Here is a 14,338-nt window from a genome sequence, read left to right as displayed (position 1 = left end):
GGAGACACACCCGATACCAAGTCCAGCACCGTCTGCCCCGACCCCCGAAACCCCACCACCCCAGGGGACTCACCCGCGCTGAGCCGGTTTGTCGGTGGGGACCAGCGTCTCACCCCGATTATGAACGCAGCCGGTCTGTCGGTGGCCGGTTGGTACGAAGCGGTGTTATCCGGTTCGGAGGGTCCGTGACGAATTTCGATACCCACCTAGTACGGAACAAGCGAACCGGCAAGATTTCGCCTGTCTCGTCGGTGGCTAAGGACGAACTTCTAGCGACCGGTGAATATCAGTCCGTGCTAGTCCGTGTTAAGCACGGACCGGGAACCCCTGCGCTAGGCGAGGTTGTTCCCCAGCCTGGTCAGTACGTCATGGACGTGACCGACCCGATTCCCAAGCCCGGTGATTACTACTGGCGGGATCAACACCTGCCGACGAGCGGCTACGCGAATTGGTACAACGAGAGAACCGGTCGTCACTGGACCGACCCGTCTCTGATAACGAGCGCCTACGGACAATGGTTAAAGGATTACGTATCCGGTAAGGCTAGTTGGTCCGATATGCCGATACCGCAGGGTAGTTTCCTACCTCCGCGTCCGGGTGGGTAGCCCTGCGGCGGGTAAATCGTTCAAATTTGAACGATTTGCGATGGCCTTTTGCTTCGATCAGATCCCTACCAGCAGCTACGATCCCCTCCGTCGTAGTTGACGATGGTATCCCTTACGTGTTGACCTGTGGAAACCTCAGTCCAAGACCATTTTGCCGACGCCGCCGTTATGGTCCCTATCGGTCCTCAGATGCCGGTTGTTGCCGTGTCGGTGGCGTCACGGAAAATGGAGCGAACAGCGGTTTTACTCCGGGTTGAACCTCCGGGCCAGATCCTCCGGCGCTTCGATGTCGATGGCTGTGCCATCCTCCGGGACGTGTAGACCGAAGATCAGTGGTCTACCCTGTGTCAACACGAACCTAACCCCTCGTTCGATCAGCAGTTGCCGCTGGTCTGATTGCTCCCAAACGTCGCGGTAGGTCTGGTCGGTGGTCTCGGTTACCCAACCAGCCGAGACCGCCGGGAGAGCTTCTAGCTCGGTTCTACGCGCTATCAAAGCGCGCATCCGCGAGTGATACTCGCGTTCGTCGTCGTCGGAGACGATCAACCCCGCGTCTTGCTCCCGTCGCAACCGGCTGATCGTGTCGTTTACCCGGTCAAGCTCGTGCGAGTGATCCTCGCCGGGTACGAATATCCTCCGGGTAACCCCGGAGTCTCCCCACTGTTCTAGGAACCGCTCTGCTAGCAGCTCGTCTCCCATATCGGCCCGGATGGTGACACCGTTACAGTTCAGCGGGGTACGCCCGCACCGGTAGTACCGGTGAACGTTGACTTCGCCTGATTTCGTCTTGTTCCTGCTGATCTGTTGTGCCAGCGAAGCTCCGCATATCCCGTCGGTCTGCTTCCCGTCGCACGCAGCGCAACCGGTGCATCCGCAGATGCCGATACCGAGCATGGGGTTTGTCGAGTTTGTCGGTTCTCTCCGGTTGATCTGGCGAACCGCTACCGCGTCTTGTATCAGTTTCCATGTGTCCGCGTCGAACGTCGGTGGTGCCATCCTGATCGGGTTACCGTCGCTGTCTAGCACGGTCTCCCGTTTGTGCATCTTCAAACCCTGTGTCCGTAGCGAGGTCAGAGCTTCGATTACCGTCCCGACGTTCCATGGGTTGACGTGCGGGTCCTTACCCTTGGCGATACGCGCCTTATCCATGTTGGTCCGAGCGCCAGACTCGTTTAGCCACGCTGCTATGCGGATGAACGACCAACCATCTAACAGACGGCCGGCCATCCGGTGCAGCAGATCCCGCCCCTCGGGGTCTGTGTCTAACCCCTTCCCCTTCCCGCTCGGGTGGGGTATCACCCGGAACCCTAGTGGCGGTACCCCAGATGCCCACCTGTTGGTCTGCCGCAGCGTCCGGTGTCCGTCAAGCGCACGTGTCTTAAACCTGTTCAGCTCTAGCTGCGCGAAGAACGAACCGAGGTAGACGAATAACTCCGACATCATCGCGTCGATGCCCTTGGCCGCTCCGGGCCGGTAGTCGAGTATCAGCCCGTCCTCGGCGAACGCGACCACCTTGTGCCGTTGCTCTGCCCACCGGGCGAAGTCAACGCAATGCGCGGTAGACCTAAACGCACGGTCCATCTTTGACCATACGATGACATCCCACTCGTGAGATCGCTCGTCGGTGAGCCACTGCCCTAGCTCTGGTCTGTCCTCCGGTCGTTTCTCGGCAGAGACTCCAAGGTCCTCAAAACGTCCAACTATCTTGTATCCCTTGGATTCTGCCCATCTGGTCGCGGTCTCAAGCTGCGCGACGTGGGAGACCTTTTGCGGACCCTGTAGATGGGAGACACGGGCACCGACCAGTGCCCGCAACGGAGTAGTAGACATTTTGTAATCGTAGCTGCTACGGTTGATCGAGCAGCATGCCGACCAATAACGCGAACGGGTCGGCGCTCAGCAGGGCGTCGGCGGCCGGGTCTCCCACCAGCTGCAGCTTCGGCACGGAGGTCAGTCTAGAACCACCCGAGTTCGCCGGTACCAGCGTCCGTGTCGGTGGAATGTGCAACCGTAGAGCCGACAACCGGCGTACGCAGTTCCAGGAGACAGCCATGAAACGTGTAGCGGCAGCACTTCTCGCAGCGACGGTGACCGCTGTCGCCTTCGCGGCCACGGCCGGTGCCATACCGGACCAGGGCACGCCGGAATTCGACACCTACATGCAGGGCCTGGAACGCAACGGGTTCCACCTGAATCCGGACACCGCATGGCGGGTTGCCCACCAGGCCTGTGAAGGCGGCCTGCCCGGGTTGATCGGGTGGGAACTGGTCGCACAGGGGGTGGTGGGCCCGGGAGCCGACCAGCGGTTGATGGACGTGGCCCGAAAGTACGCCTGCCCGGTGCAGTAACTAGCCGCTTTTGCGGCGGAACTCGCGGCGGCTCTCCAGCGGCCCGTGCGATCGGGTCTGTTTGGCGCCGGCGTCCTTGTGGTCGGAGCCGCCCGCCGACTTCGCGTTCTTGCGCTCGAGGGCCTCGCGGAACTTGCGCTTGGTCTCGTCTGCGGCGGAATCTGGTTCGGGCATGACCCGGAGCCTAACTCAGCGCATCCCCGGCGGCATGCCGTACAGGTGCGTGATCGGCAACGTCAGCAGCACGCGGCGATCGGTCACCATCGCCTCGCGGTACTCGTCCCAATCCGGGTGCTCCCCGGCGATGTTGCGGTACAACGCCACCAGCGCCTCGACGGTGTCGTCGCCGGGAGCGGCGGCCGGCGGCGTCAGCTGAGCATCCCCTTCGGCGACGGCATAAGACCATCCGTCATCGGAACTGACCAACAGCGACGCCCGCGGATCGCGCCGCAGGTTGCGGGTCTTGGCCCGCGGCTCGGTGACCGACACCTGCACCGCGACCGCGCGCGGGTCGAAGTGGTACTGCACATTGGACAGCTGAGGGCGCCCGTCGCGTTTGATAGTGGCCAGCACGCCCAGTGAATTCCCACTGATCACGGCCAGCAACTTGTCGTCGAAGACCTGGCGTCCCATCCCCGAAGCGTACCGATTGAAGCCGGTGTGCGCGGTCGTTACCATCGCGCAGATGACCCGGTACGCGGCGTTCTTGCGGGGCGTCAACGTCGGCGGCGTCAACCTCAAGATGGCCGATGTCGCTGCCGCCCTGGCCGACGCCGGATTGTCCGAGGTGCGCACCATACTCGCCAGCGGCAACGTCTTGATCGACTCGCCCAACGATGCCGCGGCGGTGCGCGCCACCACCGAAGCCGCGCTGCGGGAGCGCTTCGGCTACCCGGCCCGGGTGCTGGTGTATGACCTCGACACGGTGCGCAGCATCATCGCGGCCTATCCCTTCGAGCCGGAGGTGCCCGAGCACCACTCCTATGTCACCTTCGTCGCTGACCCGGCGGTGCTCGCCGAGCTGTCCGGACTCAGTACCAGCGCCGGCAACGGCGAGAAGATCGCGCCCGGCCACGGAGTGATCTACTGGCAGATCCCCAAGGGCAACACCCTCGACAGCACCGTCGGCAAGACCATGGGCAACAAGCGGTACGCGGCGTCAACCACCACGCGCAACCTGCGCACGCTGAGCAAGATGCTGCGCTGAGCCGCCCACCGGTAAGGTCGCACAGGTGAGCCAGGCACAGAAGGTCACCCTGACCGGCGTCTCCGAGACGGCGCTGCTGACGTTGAACGCGCGGGCGACCGAAGCCCGCCGTTCCGACCGAATCCTCAACGATCCGATGGCGGTCCGGCTGGCGGACTCGATCGACTTCGACTTCGCCAAGTTCGGCTCGACCCGCCAGGACATCGCGGTGCGCGCGCTGGGCATCGACACCGAGGCGCTGCGCTTCCTTCGGCAGCACCCGACGGGCACCGTGGTGGCACTGGCCGAAGGCTTGCAGACCAGCTTCTGGCGGCTCAGCCAGGCAGTTGCCGATCCGCAATTCCGTTGGCTCACCGTGGATCTGCCTCCGATCATCGAGATCCGTCAGCGGTTGCTGCCGGCGGAATCACGGGTCTCGGTGTGCGCCCAGTCCGCGCTGGACTACAGCTGGATGGACCGGGTCGATCCGTCCGACGGGGTGTTCATCAGCGCCGAGGGCCTGCTGATGTATCTGCAGCCCGAGCAGTCCCTGGGCCTGATCGCCGAGTGCGCCCGCCGCTTTCCGGGCGGCCGGATGATCTTCGACCTTCCGCCGGCCTGGATCGGCTGGCTGATCCGCCACGGCGTGCCGACGTCGCTGCGCTACCGGGCACCGGCCATGCCGTTCACGCTGTCCGCCGCCGCGACCGCCCAGCTGGTGGACACCGTGCCGGGCGTCCGGGCCGTGCACGACCTGCAGTTGCCGCGGGGCCGCGGGTGGCTGTTCAACACCGTGCTGCCGACCATCTACGGACTGCGCGCTCTCGCCGACGCTCGCCCGTCGCTGACCCTTCTCGAATTCGGCTAAAGCGTGCCGAAGGCCGCATCCAGGTAACGCAGCGCATCGGCCTTGCCCAGGCCCACAGCGCGGGCGGCCGCGACGAAGGCGCCCGCCGCCTCGGTCATCGCCGCATCGACCGGATCGCTGCTCGCCACGAAAGTACCGAGCCGACCCCGGGTCTCGACGATCCCGGCGGCCTCCAACTCCCGGTACGCCCGGGCCACGGTGTTGACCGCCAGGCCCAGCTGGCCCGCCAAGTCACGCACCGTCGGCAGCCGGGTTCCCGGCGGGAGGACGCCGTCCCGGACCGCTGCGATCATCCGAGTCCTGACCTGCTCGAATAACGGCGCATCCGGCCGCATGTCGGCCCCCAGCAGCTCGGTGAAGTCCATCGGCCCAGTATCCCGCTATGTTGGTGGCGTGCAGGTGGCGGTGTTCAGCGGCGCGGGCATCTCAGCGGAGAGCGGGGTGCCGACCTTCCGTGACGACGAGAACGGTTTGTGGGCGCGCTACGACCCCTACGAGGTGTCCAGCATCGACGGCTGGAACCGGCACCCCGAACTGATCTGGGGCTGGTACCTGTGGCGCCACCACCTGGCCCGCCGGGTCGGACCGAACGCCGGCCATCGGGCGGTCGCGGACTGGGAGCAGCACGCCGACGTCAAGGTCATCACCCAGAACGTCGACAATCTGCACGAGCGCGGCGGCAGCTCCACGGTCCACCATCTGCACGGCAGCATGTTCGAATTCCGTTGCGCCGATTGCAGTCACCCCTACACCGAGAAGCTGCCCGAGATGGCAGAGCCACAGCTGGAAGTGCCGCCGCCGGTGTGCGGCTGCGGCGGGCTGATCCGCCCGGATATCGTTTGGTTCGGCGAAAACCTGCCGCAAGGGCCGTGGAACGCCGCGGTCGAAGCCATCGACGCCGCCGATGTGCTGGTGGTGGTGGGCACCTCGGCGGTGGTCTATCCGGCGGCCAGCCTGCCCGAGCTGGCACTGGAGCAGGGCAAGACCGTCATCGAGGTCAACCCCGAGCCGACGCCGCTGTCGGCTAGAGCCACGCTGTGCATGCGCGACACCGCTTCGGCGGCCCTACCCGGACTGCTTCAGCGGCTGCCCTCGCTGTTGGGCTGACGTGGCTCAGGCCGGGCGGCTGGCGCGTCCGAGCGCAAACTCCGACACCGGTACCGGCGCCCACGCCGGGAACTGATGCCCGCGCCGCGACGTCCCGACGGTGAAGCCGGCGTCGATGATCATCTGCTCGGTGTCGCGGTGGGTGTGACAGTTGCCGAACAACTTCGGCCAGATGGTGGCATCGGCCAGGCGCTGCAGCCCGCCGCGCGCCCCACCGCTGGCGACGTGTTCGAAGTAGCGCAGTTCTCCGCCGGGCTTGAGCAGGGCGAACAGTTGGCGCAGCACGTCCCGAGGCTGCTCCACCGAGCACAACACCAGTGAGCAGACGATCGCGTCGAACGGTTCGCGGGCATCCAAGGCTTCGACGGTGCTCGCCACGACCGTCACCGGCACCGGCGCCACCGCGGCCGCTTGCCCGGCGGCCTCCCGCAGCAGCGATTCCGGCTCGGGGGCGACCACCTCGGTGACGGTGTCGGGGTAGAAACCGAAGTTGCTTCCGGTACCCGCGCCCACCTCGAGCACCCGTCCCGACAGGCCTTCCAGATTCTCCCGGCGCCGATCCCGCAGCCAGTCGGTCTCGCGGCTCGACATGAACCTCCAGATCCGGGCGAACAGCGGGTTGTCCAGAGTCGCAGGCGAGGTCATGGGGCCACCATAGCGTCCCCCCGGGTTCACCCCCGATCGCGCCATCGGTCGGCTAAAGCGGCTGGTCTCCGCCGGAACGTCCGGCAAACGCTACCCGTCGGTAAGATTGCCACCATTTCCCGAAACGTGACTCAAAGATCCCTTAATAGTGACCCATACGCTCAGTGTCATGTGGATCGACGACTCAAGTGCCGACGTCATCAAGGTCGACTTCGAGGCCCTGTACCACGGCGATGTCCTGGTCGAGGGCGACACCTCGGAGCAGCTTGACGACTGGCATCCGCTGGCCAGCTGATTGATTGGCGCCGCGGCAGCGGCGCCTTTCCCAATCGCGTCCTGTCGCGACGGCGGCCGCCCACATCCGGGCAGTCCGCAACCGGTGAGTCACCCCATTTCTCTTGCATTCAGGTTGAGCTACCTGGCGTCCTCCGCGCCGCGGCGGCCGCGTAGCCACTCAGCAACGCCGCCGGGGTCCTCGAGCGCAGAGGTCGCGAAGTTCTCGCACTGCGTACACCCTCGGCGCGGCAGGGGAACCAGACCTTAGGCGACGTTCTCCTCGTCGTCGGCCTCGAGCATGTCGGCCAGCCGCCCCGAGATCAGCTCCTCGGCCTCGGCCACGATCCGCGACACCAGCTCCCCCACGGTCGGGATGTCGTTGATCAGCCCCATCGCGGTGCCCACCGACCAGATCCCGGCCTCGACATCGCCGTCCTCGAAGACCTTGCGGCCCCGGACTCCGGCCACCAACTCCTGTACGTCGGGGAACTGGCCGCCCTGGTTCAGAATCTCGACGACTTCGCGTGAGACGGTGTTGGACGCCACCCGGGCGGTGTTGCGCAGCGGCCGGAAGATCAGCTCGGTGCCGCGCTCGTCACCGGCGACGATGGCTTCCTTGACGTTCTGGTGGATGCAGGACTCGACGGTGCACATGAACCGCGAGCCCATGTTGATGCCGTCGGCGCCCAGGGCCAGCGCGGCGACCAGGCCGCGGGCGTCGGCGAAGCCGCCGGAGGCGATCATCGGGATCTCGATCTGCGCCGCCGCGGCCGGGATCAGCACCAGGCCCGGGATGTCGTCCTCGCCGGGATGCCCGGCGCATTCGAAGCCGTCGATGCTGATGCCGTCGACGCCGAGGCTCTGCGCCTTGACCGCGTGCCGTACCGAGGTGCACTTGTGCAGCACCTTGATCCCGTTGTCGTGAAACATCGGCAGGTGCGGCGCCGGGTTGGAGCCGGCGGTCTCGACGATTTTGATGCCGGCGTCGACGATGACCTGCCGGTACTCGTCATAAGGCGGCGGGTTGATCGTCGGCAGGATGGTCAGATTGACGCCGAACGGCTTGTCGGTCAGGTCCCGGGTCTTGGCGATCTCGTTGGCCAGATCCGCCGGAGTGGGCTGGGTCAGCGCGGTCAAGAACCCCAGCGCCCCCGAGTTAGCCACCGCCGCAACGAGTTCCGCGCGGCCCACCCACTGCATACCGCCTTGGGCGATGGGGTGCTCGACACCGAACACCTCGGTGAACTTCGTGGTGATACTCATCGTCTCTCCTACCTCGGGGCCATTCGGATCGCGCCGTCGAGGCGGATCACCTCACCGTTGAGCATCGGGTTGCTGATGATGTGTTCGGCCAGCGCGCCGTACTCGTCGGGGTCACCGAGCCGGGCCGGGTGCGGCACCTGCCCGCCGAGCGAGCGCTGCGCCTCCTCGGGCAGCGAACCGAGCAGCGGGGTCTTGAACAGACCTGGCGCGATGGTGCAGACCCGGATCAGCTCGCGGGACAGGTCCCGCGCGATCGGCAGGGTCATGCCGACCACGCCGCCCTTGGATGCCGAGTAGGCGGCCTGCCCGATCTGGCCGTCGAACGCCGCCACCGATGCGGTGTTGATGATGACGCCGCGCTCCTCGCCGATCGGCTCGGTCTTGGCGATGCGCTCGGCGGCCAGCCGCAGCACGTTGAACGTGCCGATCAGGTTGACCTGCACGACCTTGGTGAACTCCTCCAGCGGGAAGGCGCCGTTTTTGCTCAGTGTCTTGATCGCGTTGCCGATGCCCGCGCAGTTGACGTTGATCCGCACCGGGCCCAGGGACTCGGCGACATCCAGCGCGGCGCCGACGGCCTCGGGGTCGGTGACGTTGGCTTCGGCGAACCGGGCCCGGTCGCCCAGCTCCGCCACCGCGTCGGCGCCCCGCAGGTCGATCACCACCACCTGCGCGCCGGCGTCCAGCAGGCGTTTCGTCGTCGCCAGGCCCAGTCCCGAGGCGCCACCGGTGACGACCGCCACCGCATCCTTGATCTGCACTGCGTCATCCCTTCGTCAACCAACCAGCCGGTTGGTCGGGACTATACCCAGTCGCTCAGGATGGTCTCGTTGTCGGCCCCCAGTACCGCCGGCGGCGTCGGGACGTCGGGCACGCTGCGGGAGAACCGCGGCGCCGGCATGGGCTGCAGGGAACCGTCGGCGTCGTAGAAGGTGTTGCGCTGCGCGACGTGCGGATCCGAGAGCACCTCGCCGAACGCCAGCACCGGCGCCACGCAGGCGTCGGAGTCGGCGAACACCTTCGCCCAGTGGTCCCGGTCGTGCGCCGCGAACGCCTTGGTGAACACCTCGCGCAGCTCCGGCCAGCGGCTCTTGTCGTTCTGCGCGGGCAGCTCGGCCGGGTCCAGGCCCAGTTTGGCCAGCAGTTCGGCGAAGAACTGCGGTTCGATCGATCCCACCGAGACGTAGCGCCCGTCGGCGCATTCGTAGGTGTCGTAATAGGGCGCACCGGTGTCGAGCATGTTGACGCCCCGCTCGTCGCTCCACAGCCCTTGCGCGCGGAAGCTCCACATCATCGCCCCGAGCATGCTCGAACCGTCGACCATGGCCGCATCGATCACCTGTCCCTTACCGGAGGACTGCCGCTCCCACAGCGCGGACAAGATGCCGACCAGCAAGAACATCGACCCGCCCCCGAAATCGCCGGCAAGGTTCAGCGGCGGCACCGGGCGCTCGCCCTGGCGGCCGATCGAATGCAGGGTGCCATTGAGCGAGATGTAGTTGATGTCGTGGCCGGCCTGCTGAGCGCGCGGCCCGGTCTGCCCCCAACCGGTCATCCGGCCATAGATGAGCTTGTCGTTGATCTTGGCGCAGTCCTCCGGCCCCAGGCCGAGCCGCTCGGTGACGCCGGGGCGGAAACCCTCGATCAGCACGTCGGCCTTGGCCACCAGGGCCAGCACCAGGTCGCGACCCTCCGGCGACTTCAGGTCGGCGGTCACCGACCGCCGGTTGCGCAGCATGGTGTCCTTCGGCGCGCCGCCACCGAATTTCGGCGGACGGTCCACCCGGACCACGTCGGCACCCAGGTCGCCGAGGATCATCGCCGCGTGCGGCCCCGGTCCGATGCCGGCCAGTTCGATGACCCGCAACCCCGCCAACGGTCCCGCCATGTCTGCCTCCTCGTCGTCTGCGTGTGATGTGCATCCTATGGTGGACACTCATGACCGCAATCGACTCCGGCATCGACGCCCTGGCCCCGGTGGACGGCCTGTCCGTGACCCTGGCCGACGGGGTGCTCTCGGTGACCATCGACCGCCCCGACAGCCTCAACTCGGTGACCACCGGCGTGCTCGCCGGTATCGCCGACGCCATGGAAGGCGCCGCCCACGACCCGCGGGTGCGCGCGGTGCGACTCGGCGGGGCCGGTCGCGGGTTCAGCTCGGGTGCGGGGATCAGCGCCGAGGACGCCTCCGACGGGGTGCCGACGGAGATCATCGTCGAGGCCAACCGGGCGATCCGGGCGATCGTGGCGCTGCCGCGTCCGGTGGTGGCCGTGGTGCAGGGCCCAGCCGCCGGCGTCGGAGTGTCGCTGGCGCTGGCCTGCGACCTGGTGCTGGCCTCGGATAAGGCGTTTTTTCTGTTGGCGTTCACCAAGATTGGGCTGATGCCCGACGGCGGCGCCTCGGCGCTGGTGGCCGCGGCGATCGGCCGGATCCGGGCCATGCGGCTGGCGCTGCTGGCCGAACGCCTACCGGCCGCCGACGCGTTGGCGTGGGGCTTGATCAGTGCGGTGTACCCGGCCGAGGACTTCGACGCCGAGGTGGACAAGGTGCTGGCCGCGTTGCTGGCCGGTCCGGCGGCGGCCTTCGCCAAGACCAAACACGCCATCAACGCCGCGACGTTGACCGAGCTGGACGCGACGCTGGACCGCGAATACGTCGGCCAGTCAATTCTGTTGAACGCCCACGACTTCCGCGAAGGCACCCGGGCGTTTCAGGATCGGCGCCCGCCGAAGTTCACCGACTCCTGAGCGGCTACCTGCCGAAGATCGGGGGCAGCGCGAGCACCATCATCAGCCCCCACACCAGATGCGTCAGCACCGGCGCCAGCACCCCGCCGGTTGCCCGGCGTTCGATGGCGCAGACGGTGCCGAGCACCAGCGCGGCGACACCGATCATCAGGTTGCCGGCGGCCATCATCGCGGCAATGTAGAGCAGCGTCGACAACACCAGCGGATAGCGGCGGCCGAACGCACTGAACAGCGCCCCGCGGAAGAACATCTCTTCGGCGACCGCATTGACGATGGCGATCAGCACCACCAGTCGCCAGGACACCTGGGTGGTGTAGTCCAGGATCGCGGTCACCTGGCCGGCCAGCGGCGGGATCTGCTGCACCGCCAGCCCGCCCAGCAGAAACACCCCGCCGAGTAGCAGGCCGACCCCGGTGCCGGTGAACACCGGCCGCTCGTTGCGGCCACGGAAGCGCACCGCACCCAGGTGCAGCGGACCCGCCACGACCGCCCCCACCGACCAGACCGCGGCCAGCGCCAACGACAGCCAGTAGAACGCCGCGTCACCGGGGTTCTTGGTGTGCATCGAGGCCAGCACGGCGGCGCCGAGCAGCACCACCACCGCGACCACGACCCGACGCCGGTGCACGACCGCCCGCGGCTCGTGGTACGGGGCGGAGACCTTGGAGAAGATGCCGGTGAACTCGCGCAGCAGGCCGGGCCGGGCCGAACTGGTCTGGGTCATGCCCTAAAACGGTAGCGGCCGAACCGCAGTCGGTGGCCTGATTGCGTCAGTTCGCCCGATGGACTTCGATCAGCCGGCGGTAGGCCGCGGCGTTGTGCCGATTATTGCGGACTTCGGCCTCGCTGAGCTCCCGCCGCACCCGGCCCGGCACCCCCGACACCAGCGACCGGGGCGGCACCACCATGCCCTGCGGGATGACGGCACCGGCCGCTACCAGAGAGCCCGCCCCCACGACCGCGCCGTTGAGGATGATCGCGCCCATCCCGATCAACGAGTCGTCTTCGACGGTGCAGCCGTGCAGCACCGCGTTGTGCCCGACGCTGACCCGGGCGCCGACCCGGGCGGGGAACTCCTTGTCGACGTGGATGGTCACGCCGTCTTGGATGTTGGTATCGACGCCGATCTCGATGGGCTCGGCCTCGGCGCGCAGCGTGGCCGAGTACCAGACACTGGCCCGGGCGGCCAGGTGAACCTGACCGATGAGGCTGGCGTTGGGCGCCACCCACGACTCCGGATGCAGCTGCGGCGCACGACCGCGAATGGGAATGATCAGCGGCTCGGGCACGTCGCTCAACGCGCCTTCCACACCGGTGCGCGCTTCTCGGCGAACGCCCGCGGTCCCTCCTTGGCGTCCTCGGTCCGAAGCAGCGCGGAGAACTCCCGGCCGGTGCGAGCCCAACCGGCCGCCTCGCCGGGGATGGCGCCGTCGTCGACGCCGTAGGCGATCCGCTTGCTGGCCTGCACCGACAGCGGCGCGTTACCGGTGATCTGCTCGGCGAGCTCGAGTGCGGCCTCCAGTGCGCCGCCGTCCTCGACCACCCGGTTGACCAGGCCCCAGCGGGCGGCCTCGGCGGCCGAGATCGGCTCCCCGGTGTAGAGCAGCTCCAGGGCGACCTTGCGGGGCAGCTGGTCGATGATGCGGAAAACGCCGCCGGCACCGGCGATCAGGCCGCGCTTGACCTCCGGCAGCCCGAACTGCGCCCGCTGCTCGGCGACCACCAGATCGCTGGCCAGGGCGATCTCGGTGCCGCCGCCGAGCGCGGTGCCGTTGACCGCCGCGATGGTCGGCTTGTCGATGAAGTGCTGCACATAGCCGGCGAAACCCCACTCCGGGTGGTCGGAGTGGTAGATGTTCTCCCGGTTGGCGATCGCCTTGAGATCGGCTCCGGCGGAAAACGACTTGTCGCCGGCGCCGGTGAGCACCACCGCGCGCACCTCATCGTCGTCTTGGGCCTGCGCCAACGCGTCACCGATGCCGGTACTGACGGCACCGTTGATGGCGTTGCGGGCTTCGGGCCGGTTGATCGTGATCAGCAGAACGTTGCCGCGCCGCTCGACGAGAACGGCCGCCTCACTCACAGCAGCTCCAGGATGGTGGCGTTGGCCTGGCCGCCGCCCTCACACATGGTCTGCAGCCCGTAGCGAATCCCGTTGGCGCGCATGTGGTGCAGCATGGTGGTCATGATCCGGGCGCCGGATCCGCCGAGCGGGTGGCCCAGCGCGATCGCCCCGCCGTTGGGGTTGAGCTTCTTCGGGTCGGCGCCGATGTCGGCGAGCCAGGCCATCGGCACCGGGGCGAAGGCCTCGTTGACCTCGAACACCCCGATGTCGTCGATGCTCAAACCGCTGCGCTGCAGCGCTTTTTCGGTGGCCGGGATCGGCGCGGACAGCATCATCACCGGGTCGGCGCCGGCCAGCGTCGCGGTGTGCACCCGTGCCAGCGGGGTCAGCCCCAGTTCGCGTGCCTTGGCCGCCGACATGAACAGCAGCGCCGCCGCGCCGTCGGAGATCTGGCTGGAGTTGCCGGCGTGGATGACGCCGTCCTCCTTGAACGCCGGCTTGAGCTGGGCCATCTTCTCGATGGTGGTGCCGCGGCGGATGCCCTCGTCGGCACTGATCACGTTGCCCTCGGCGTCCTTGATCCCGACGATCTCGTCGGTGAAGGCCCCGGAATCCTGGGCGGCGGCGGCTTTTTCATGCGAAGCCAGGGCGAACTCGTCCAGCGTGGTGCGGTCCAGTCCCCACTTCTCGGCCATCATCTCCGCGCCGATCCCCTGGTTGGGGGTCTGGCTGTAGCGGGTACGGAACGCCTCCGGGTAGGGGTGCCCGCCGTTGGCCAGCGACGAGCCCATCGGAGTGCGCGACATCGACTCGACGCCCCCGGCGACCACGACGTCGTAGTGCCCGGCGACCACACCGGCGGCGGCGAAATGCACCGACTGCTGACTGGAGCCGCACTGGCGGTCCACCGTCACCCCGGGCACGGTCTCGGGCCAGCCGGCGGCCAGCAGCGCGGTCCGGCCGATGTCCAGGGCCTGTTCACCGGCCTGCATGACGCAGCCCCAGATCACGTCGTCAACCAGCGCCGGGTCCACCCCGGCGCGACCGACCAGCCCGTTGAGTACCTGGGCGGACAGTTCGGCCGGGTGCACCCCGGACAGTCCGCCGTTGCGCTTGCCGATCGGCGAGCGCACCGCTTCTACGATGACGGCTTCGGCCATGGGTGCTCTCCTTCATCAACGAGGGTCCTTGACGACGATTGTCAACCGGGCCTATCTGCTGACGGCA

The 14,338-nt window shown here is 67.3% G+C and carries 19 protein-coding genes and 1 pseudogene; 7 read left to right on the top strand and 13 right to left on the bottom strand.

Annotated elements, in window-relative coordinates:
- A partial coding sequence (locus tag A5694_RS24330; protein WP_207516040.1) for a hypothetical protein occupies positions 1-189 on the top strand: 189 nt, incomplete at its 5' end.
- Between the two features lie 659 nt (positions 190-848).
- On the opposite strand, the gene A5694_RS17750 is transcribed toward A5694_RS24330, so the two are convergent.
- Together A5694_RS17750 and A5694_RS23400 are read right to left on the bottom strand one after the other, a co-directional pair.
- Complete coding sequence (locus A5694_RS17750; RefSeq protein WP_064923560.1) at positions 849-2,435, bottom strand: recombinase family protein; 1,587 nt, start codon at positions 2,433-2,435, stop codon at positions 849-851.
- A gap of 22 nt (positions 2,436-2,457) precedes the next feature.
- A pseudogene (locus A5694_RS23400) lies at positions 2,458-2,550 on the bottom strand (HhH-GPD-type base excision DNA repair protein); the annotation flags it as partial.
- A 106-nt stretch (positions 2,551-2,656) separates the two neighbouring features.
- Between A5694_RS23400 and A5694_RS17745 the strand changes: the two are divergent.
- Positions 2,657-2,953, top strand: a complete 297-nt coding sequence (locus A5694_RS17745) for a hypothetical protein (RefSeq protein WP_064923558.1) — start codon at positions 2,657-2,659, stop codon at positions 2,951-2,953.
- Here the strand turns inward: A5694_RS17745 and A5694_RS23395 are convergent, their stop codons facing one another.
- Positions 2,954-3,127 (bottom strand): DUF5302 domain-containing protein, encoded by a 174-nt coding sequence (locus A5694_RS23395; protein WP_109535730.1) that lies wholly within the window; start codon positions 3,125-3,127, stop codon positions 2,954-2,956. It abuts the gene before it with no gap.
- A gap of 15 nt (positions 3,128-3,142) precedes the next feature.
- Positions 3,143-3,586: a PPOX class F420-dependent oxidoreductase gene (locus A5694_RS17740; RefSeq protein WP_064923556.1), complete on the bottom strand. Its 444-nt coding sequence runs from the start codon at positions 3,584-3,586 to the stop codon at positions 3,143-3,145.
- A 52-nt stretch (positions 3,587-3,638) separates the two neighbouring features.
- Between A5694_RS17740 and A5694_RS17735 the strand changes: the two genes are divergently transcribed.
- A complete protein-coding gene (locus A5694_RS17735; protein WP_064923572.1) occupies positions 3,639-4,160 on the top strand; it encodes a DUF1697 domain-containing protein in 522 nt (173 codons plus the stop codon).
- 25 nt (positions 4,161-4,185) lie between these two features.
- On the top strand, positions 4,186-5,007 hold the full coding sequence (locus tag A5694_RS17730) for a class I SAM-dependent methyltransferase (protein WP_064923554.1): 822 nt from the start codon (positions 4,186-4,188) through the stop codon (positions 5,005-5,007).
- Here the strand turns inward: A5694_RS17730 and A5694_RS17725 are convergent.
- On the bottom strand, positions 5,004-5,372 hold the full coding sequence (locus A5694_RS17725) for a GntR family transcriptional regulator (protein ID WP_064923552.1): 369 nt from the start codon (positions 5,370-5,372) through the stop codon (positions 5,004-5,006). The genes A5694_RS17730 and A5694_RS17725 overlap by 4 nt on opposite strands.
- A 28-nt stretch (positions 5,373-5,400) precedes the next feature.
- Between A5694_RS17725 and A5694_RS17720 the strand changes: the two genes are divergently transcribed.
- Entirely contained in the window at positions 5,401-6,114 is a 714-nt protein-coding gene (locus A5694_RS17720; protein WP_064923550.1) for an NAD-dependent deacylase, read from the top strand.
- A gap of 6 nt (positions 6,115-6,120) precedes the next feature.
- Here A5694_RS17720 and A5694_RS17715 read toward each other — a convergent pair whose 3' ends face one another.
- Entirely contained in the window at positions 6,121-6,759 is a 639-nt protein-coding gene (locus tag A5694_RS17715) for a methyltransferase domain-containing protein (protein ID WP_064923548.1), read from the bottom strand.
- Positions 6,760-6,928: 169 nt separating this feature from the next.
- Here A5694_RS17715 and A5694_RS24990 point away from each other — a divergent pair, with 169 nt between their 5' ends.
- On the top strand, positions 6,929-7,054 hold the full coding sequence (locus tag A5694_RS24990) for a hypothetical protein (RefSeq protein ID WP_019738104.1): 126 nt from the start codon (positions 6,929-6,931) through the stop codon (positions 7,052-7,054).
- A 245-nt stretch (positions 7,055-7,299) separates the two neighbouring features.
- Here the strand turns inward: A5694_RS24990 and A5694_RS17710 are convergent, their stop codons facing one another.
- Genes A5694_RS17710 through A5694_RS17700 form a run of 3 tightly spaced genes read right to left on the bottom strand, consistent with a single transcriptional unit; the run spans position 7,300 to position 10,186 of the window.
- Entirely contained in the window at positions 7,300-8,298 is a 999-nt protein-coding gene (locus tag A5694_RS17710; RefSeq protein ID WP_064923546.1) for an NAD(P)H-dependent flavin oxidoreductase, read from the bottom strand.
- Between the two features lie 8 nt (positions 8,299-8,306).
- Positions 8,307-9,059 carry a 3-hydroxyacyl-CoA dehydrogenase gene (locus A5694_RS17705; RefSeq protein ID WP_064923544.1) on the bottom strand — a complete coding sequence of 251 codons (753 nt, stop codon included), beginning with the start codon at positions 9,057-9,059 and terminating at the stop codon, positions 8,307-8,309.
- Between the two features lie 41 nt (positions 9,060-9,100).
- The gene (locus A5694_RS17700; protein WP_064923542.1) at positions 9,101-10,186 is read right to left on the bottom strand and encodes a CaiB/BaiF CoA transferase family protein; all 1,086 of its coding nucleotides are present in this window, start codon (positions 10,184-10,186) and stop codon (positions 9,101-9,103) included.
- Positions 10,187-10,236: 50 nt separating this feature from the next.
- Between A5694_RS17700 and A5694_RS17695 the strand changes: the two genes are divergently transcribed.
- Entirely contained in the window at positions 10,237-11,046 is an 810-nt protein-coding gene (locus A5694_RS17695) for an enoyl-CoA hydratase (protein ID WP_064923540.1), read from the top strand.
- A 4-nt stretch (positions 11,047-11,050) separates the two neighbouring features.
- Here A5694_RS17695 and A5694_RS17690 read toward each other — a convergent pair whose 3' ends face one another.
- The 4 genes from A5694_RS17690 to A5694_RS17675 are packed head-to-tail and all read right to left on the bottom strand — an operon-like array spanning position 11,051 to position 14,271.
- Positions 11,051-11,770 carry a CPBP family intramembrane glutamic endopeptidase gene (locus A5694_RS17690; protein WP_064923538.1) on the bottom strand — a complete coding sequence of 240 codons (720 nt, stop codon included), beginning with the start codon at positions 11,768-11,770 and terminating at the stop codon, positions 11,051-11,053.
- A gap of 46 nt (positions 11,771-11,816) precedes the next feature.
- The gene (locus A5694_RS17685; protein WP_064923570.1) at positions 11,817-12,335 is read right to left on the bottom strand and encodes a gamma carbonic anhydrase family protein; all 519 of its coding nucleotides are present in this window, start codon (positions 12,333-12,335) and stop codon (positions 11,817-11,819) included.
- Positions 12,336-12,340: 5 nt separating this feature from the next.
- Positions 12,341-13,129, bottom strand: a complete 789-nt coding sequence (locus tag A5694_RS17680) for a crotonase/enoyl-CoA hydratase family protein (protein WP_064923536.1) — start codon at positions 13,127-13,129, stop codon at positions 12,341-12,343.
- The gene (locus tag A5694_RS17675; RefSeq protein ID WP_064923534.1) at positions 13,126-14,271 is read right to left on the bottom strand and encodes a thiolase family protein; all 1,146 of its coding nucleotides are present in this window, start codon (positions 14,269-14,271) and stop codon (positions 13,126-13,128) included. The genes A5694_RS17680 and A5694_RS17675 overlap by 4 nt, the downstream gene beginning before the upstream one ends.
- Positions 14,272-14,338 lie beyond the last annotated feature (67 nt).

The organism is Mycolicibacter sinensis, from assembly GCF_001667945.1.
In the GTDB taxonomy this organism is placed as follows: Bacteria; Actinomycetota; Actinomycetes; order Mycobacteriales; family Mycobacteriaceae; genus Mycobacterium; species Mycobacterium sinense_B.
Note: the sequence above shows the minus strand (reverse complement) of the source record. Positions and strands in the feature narration are given on the sequence as shown.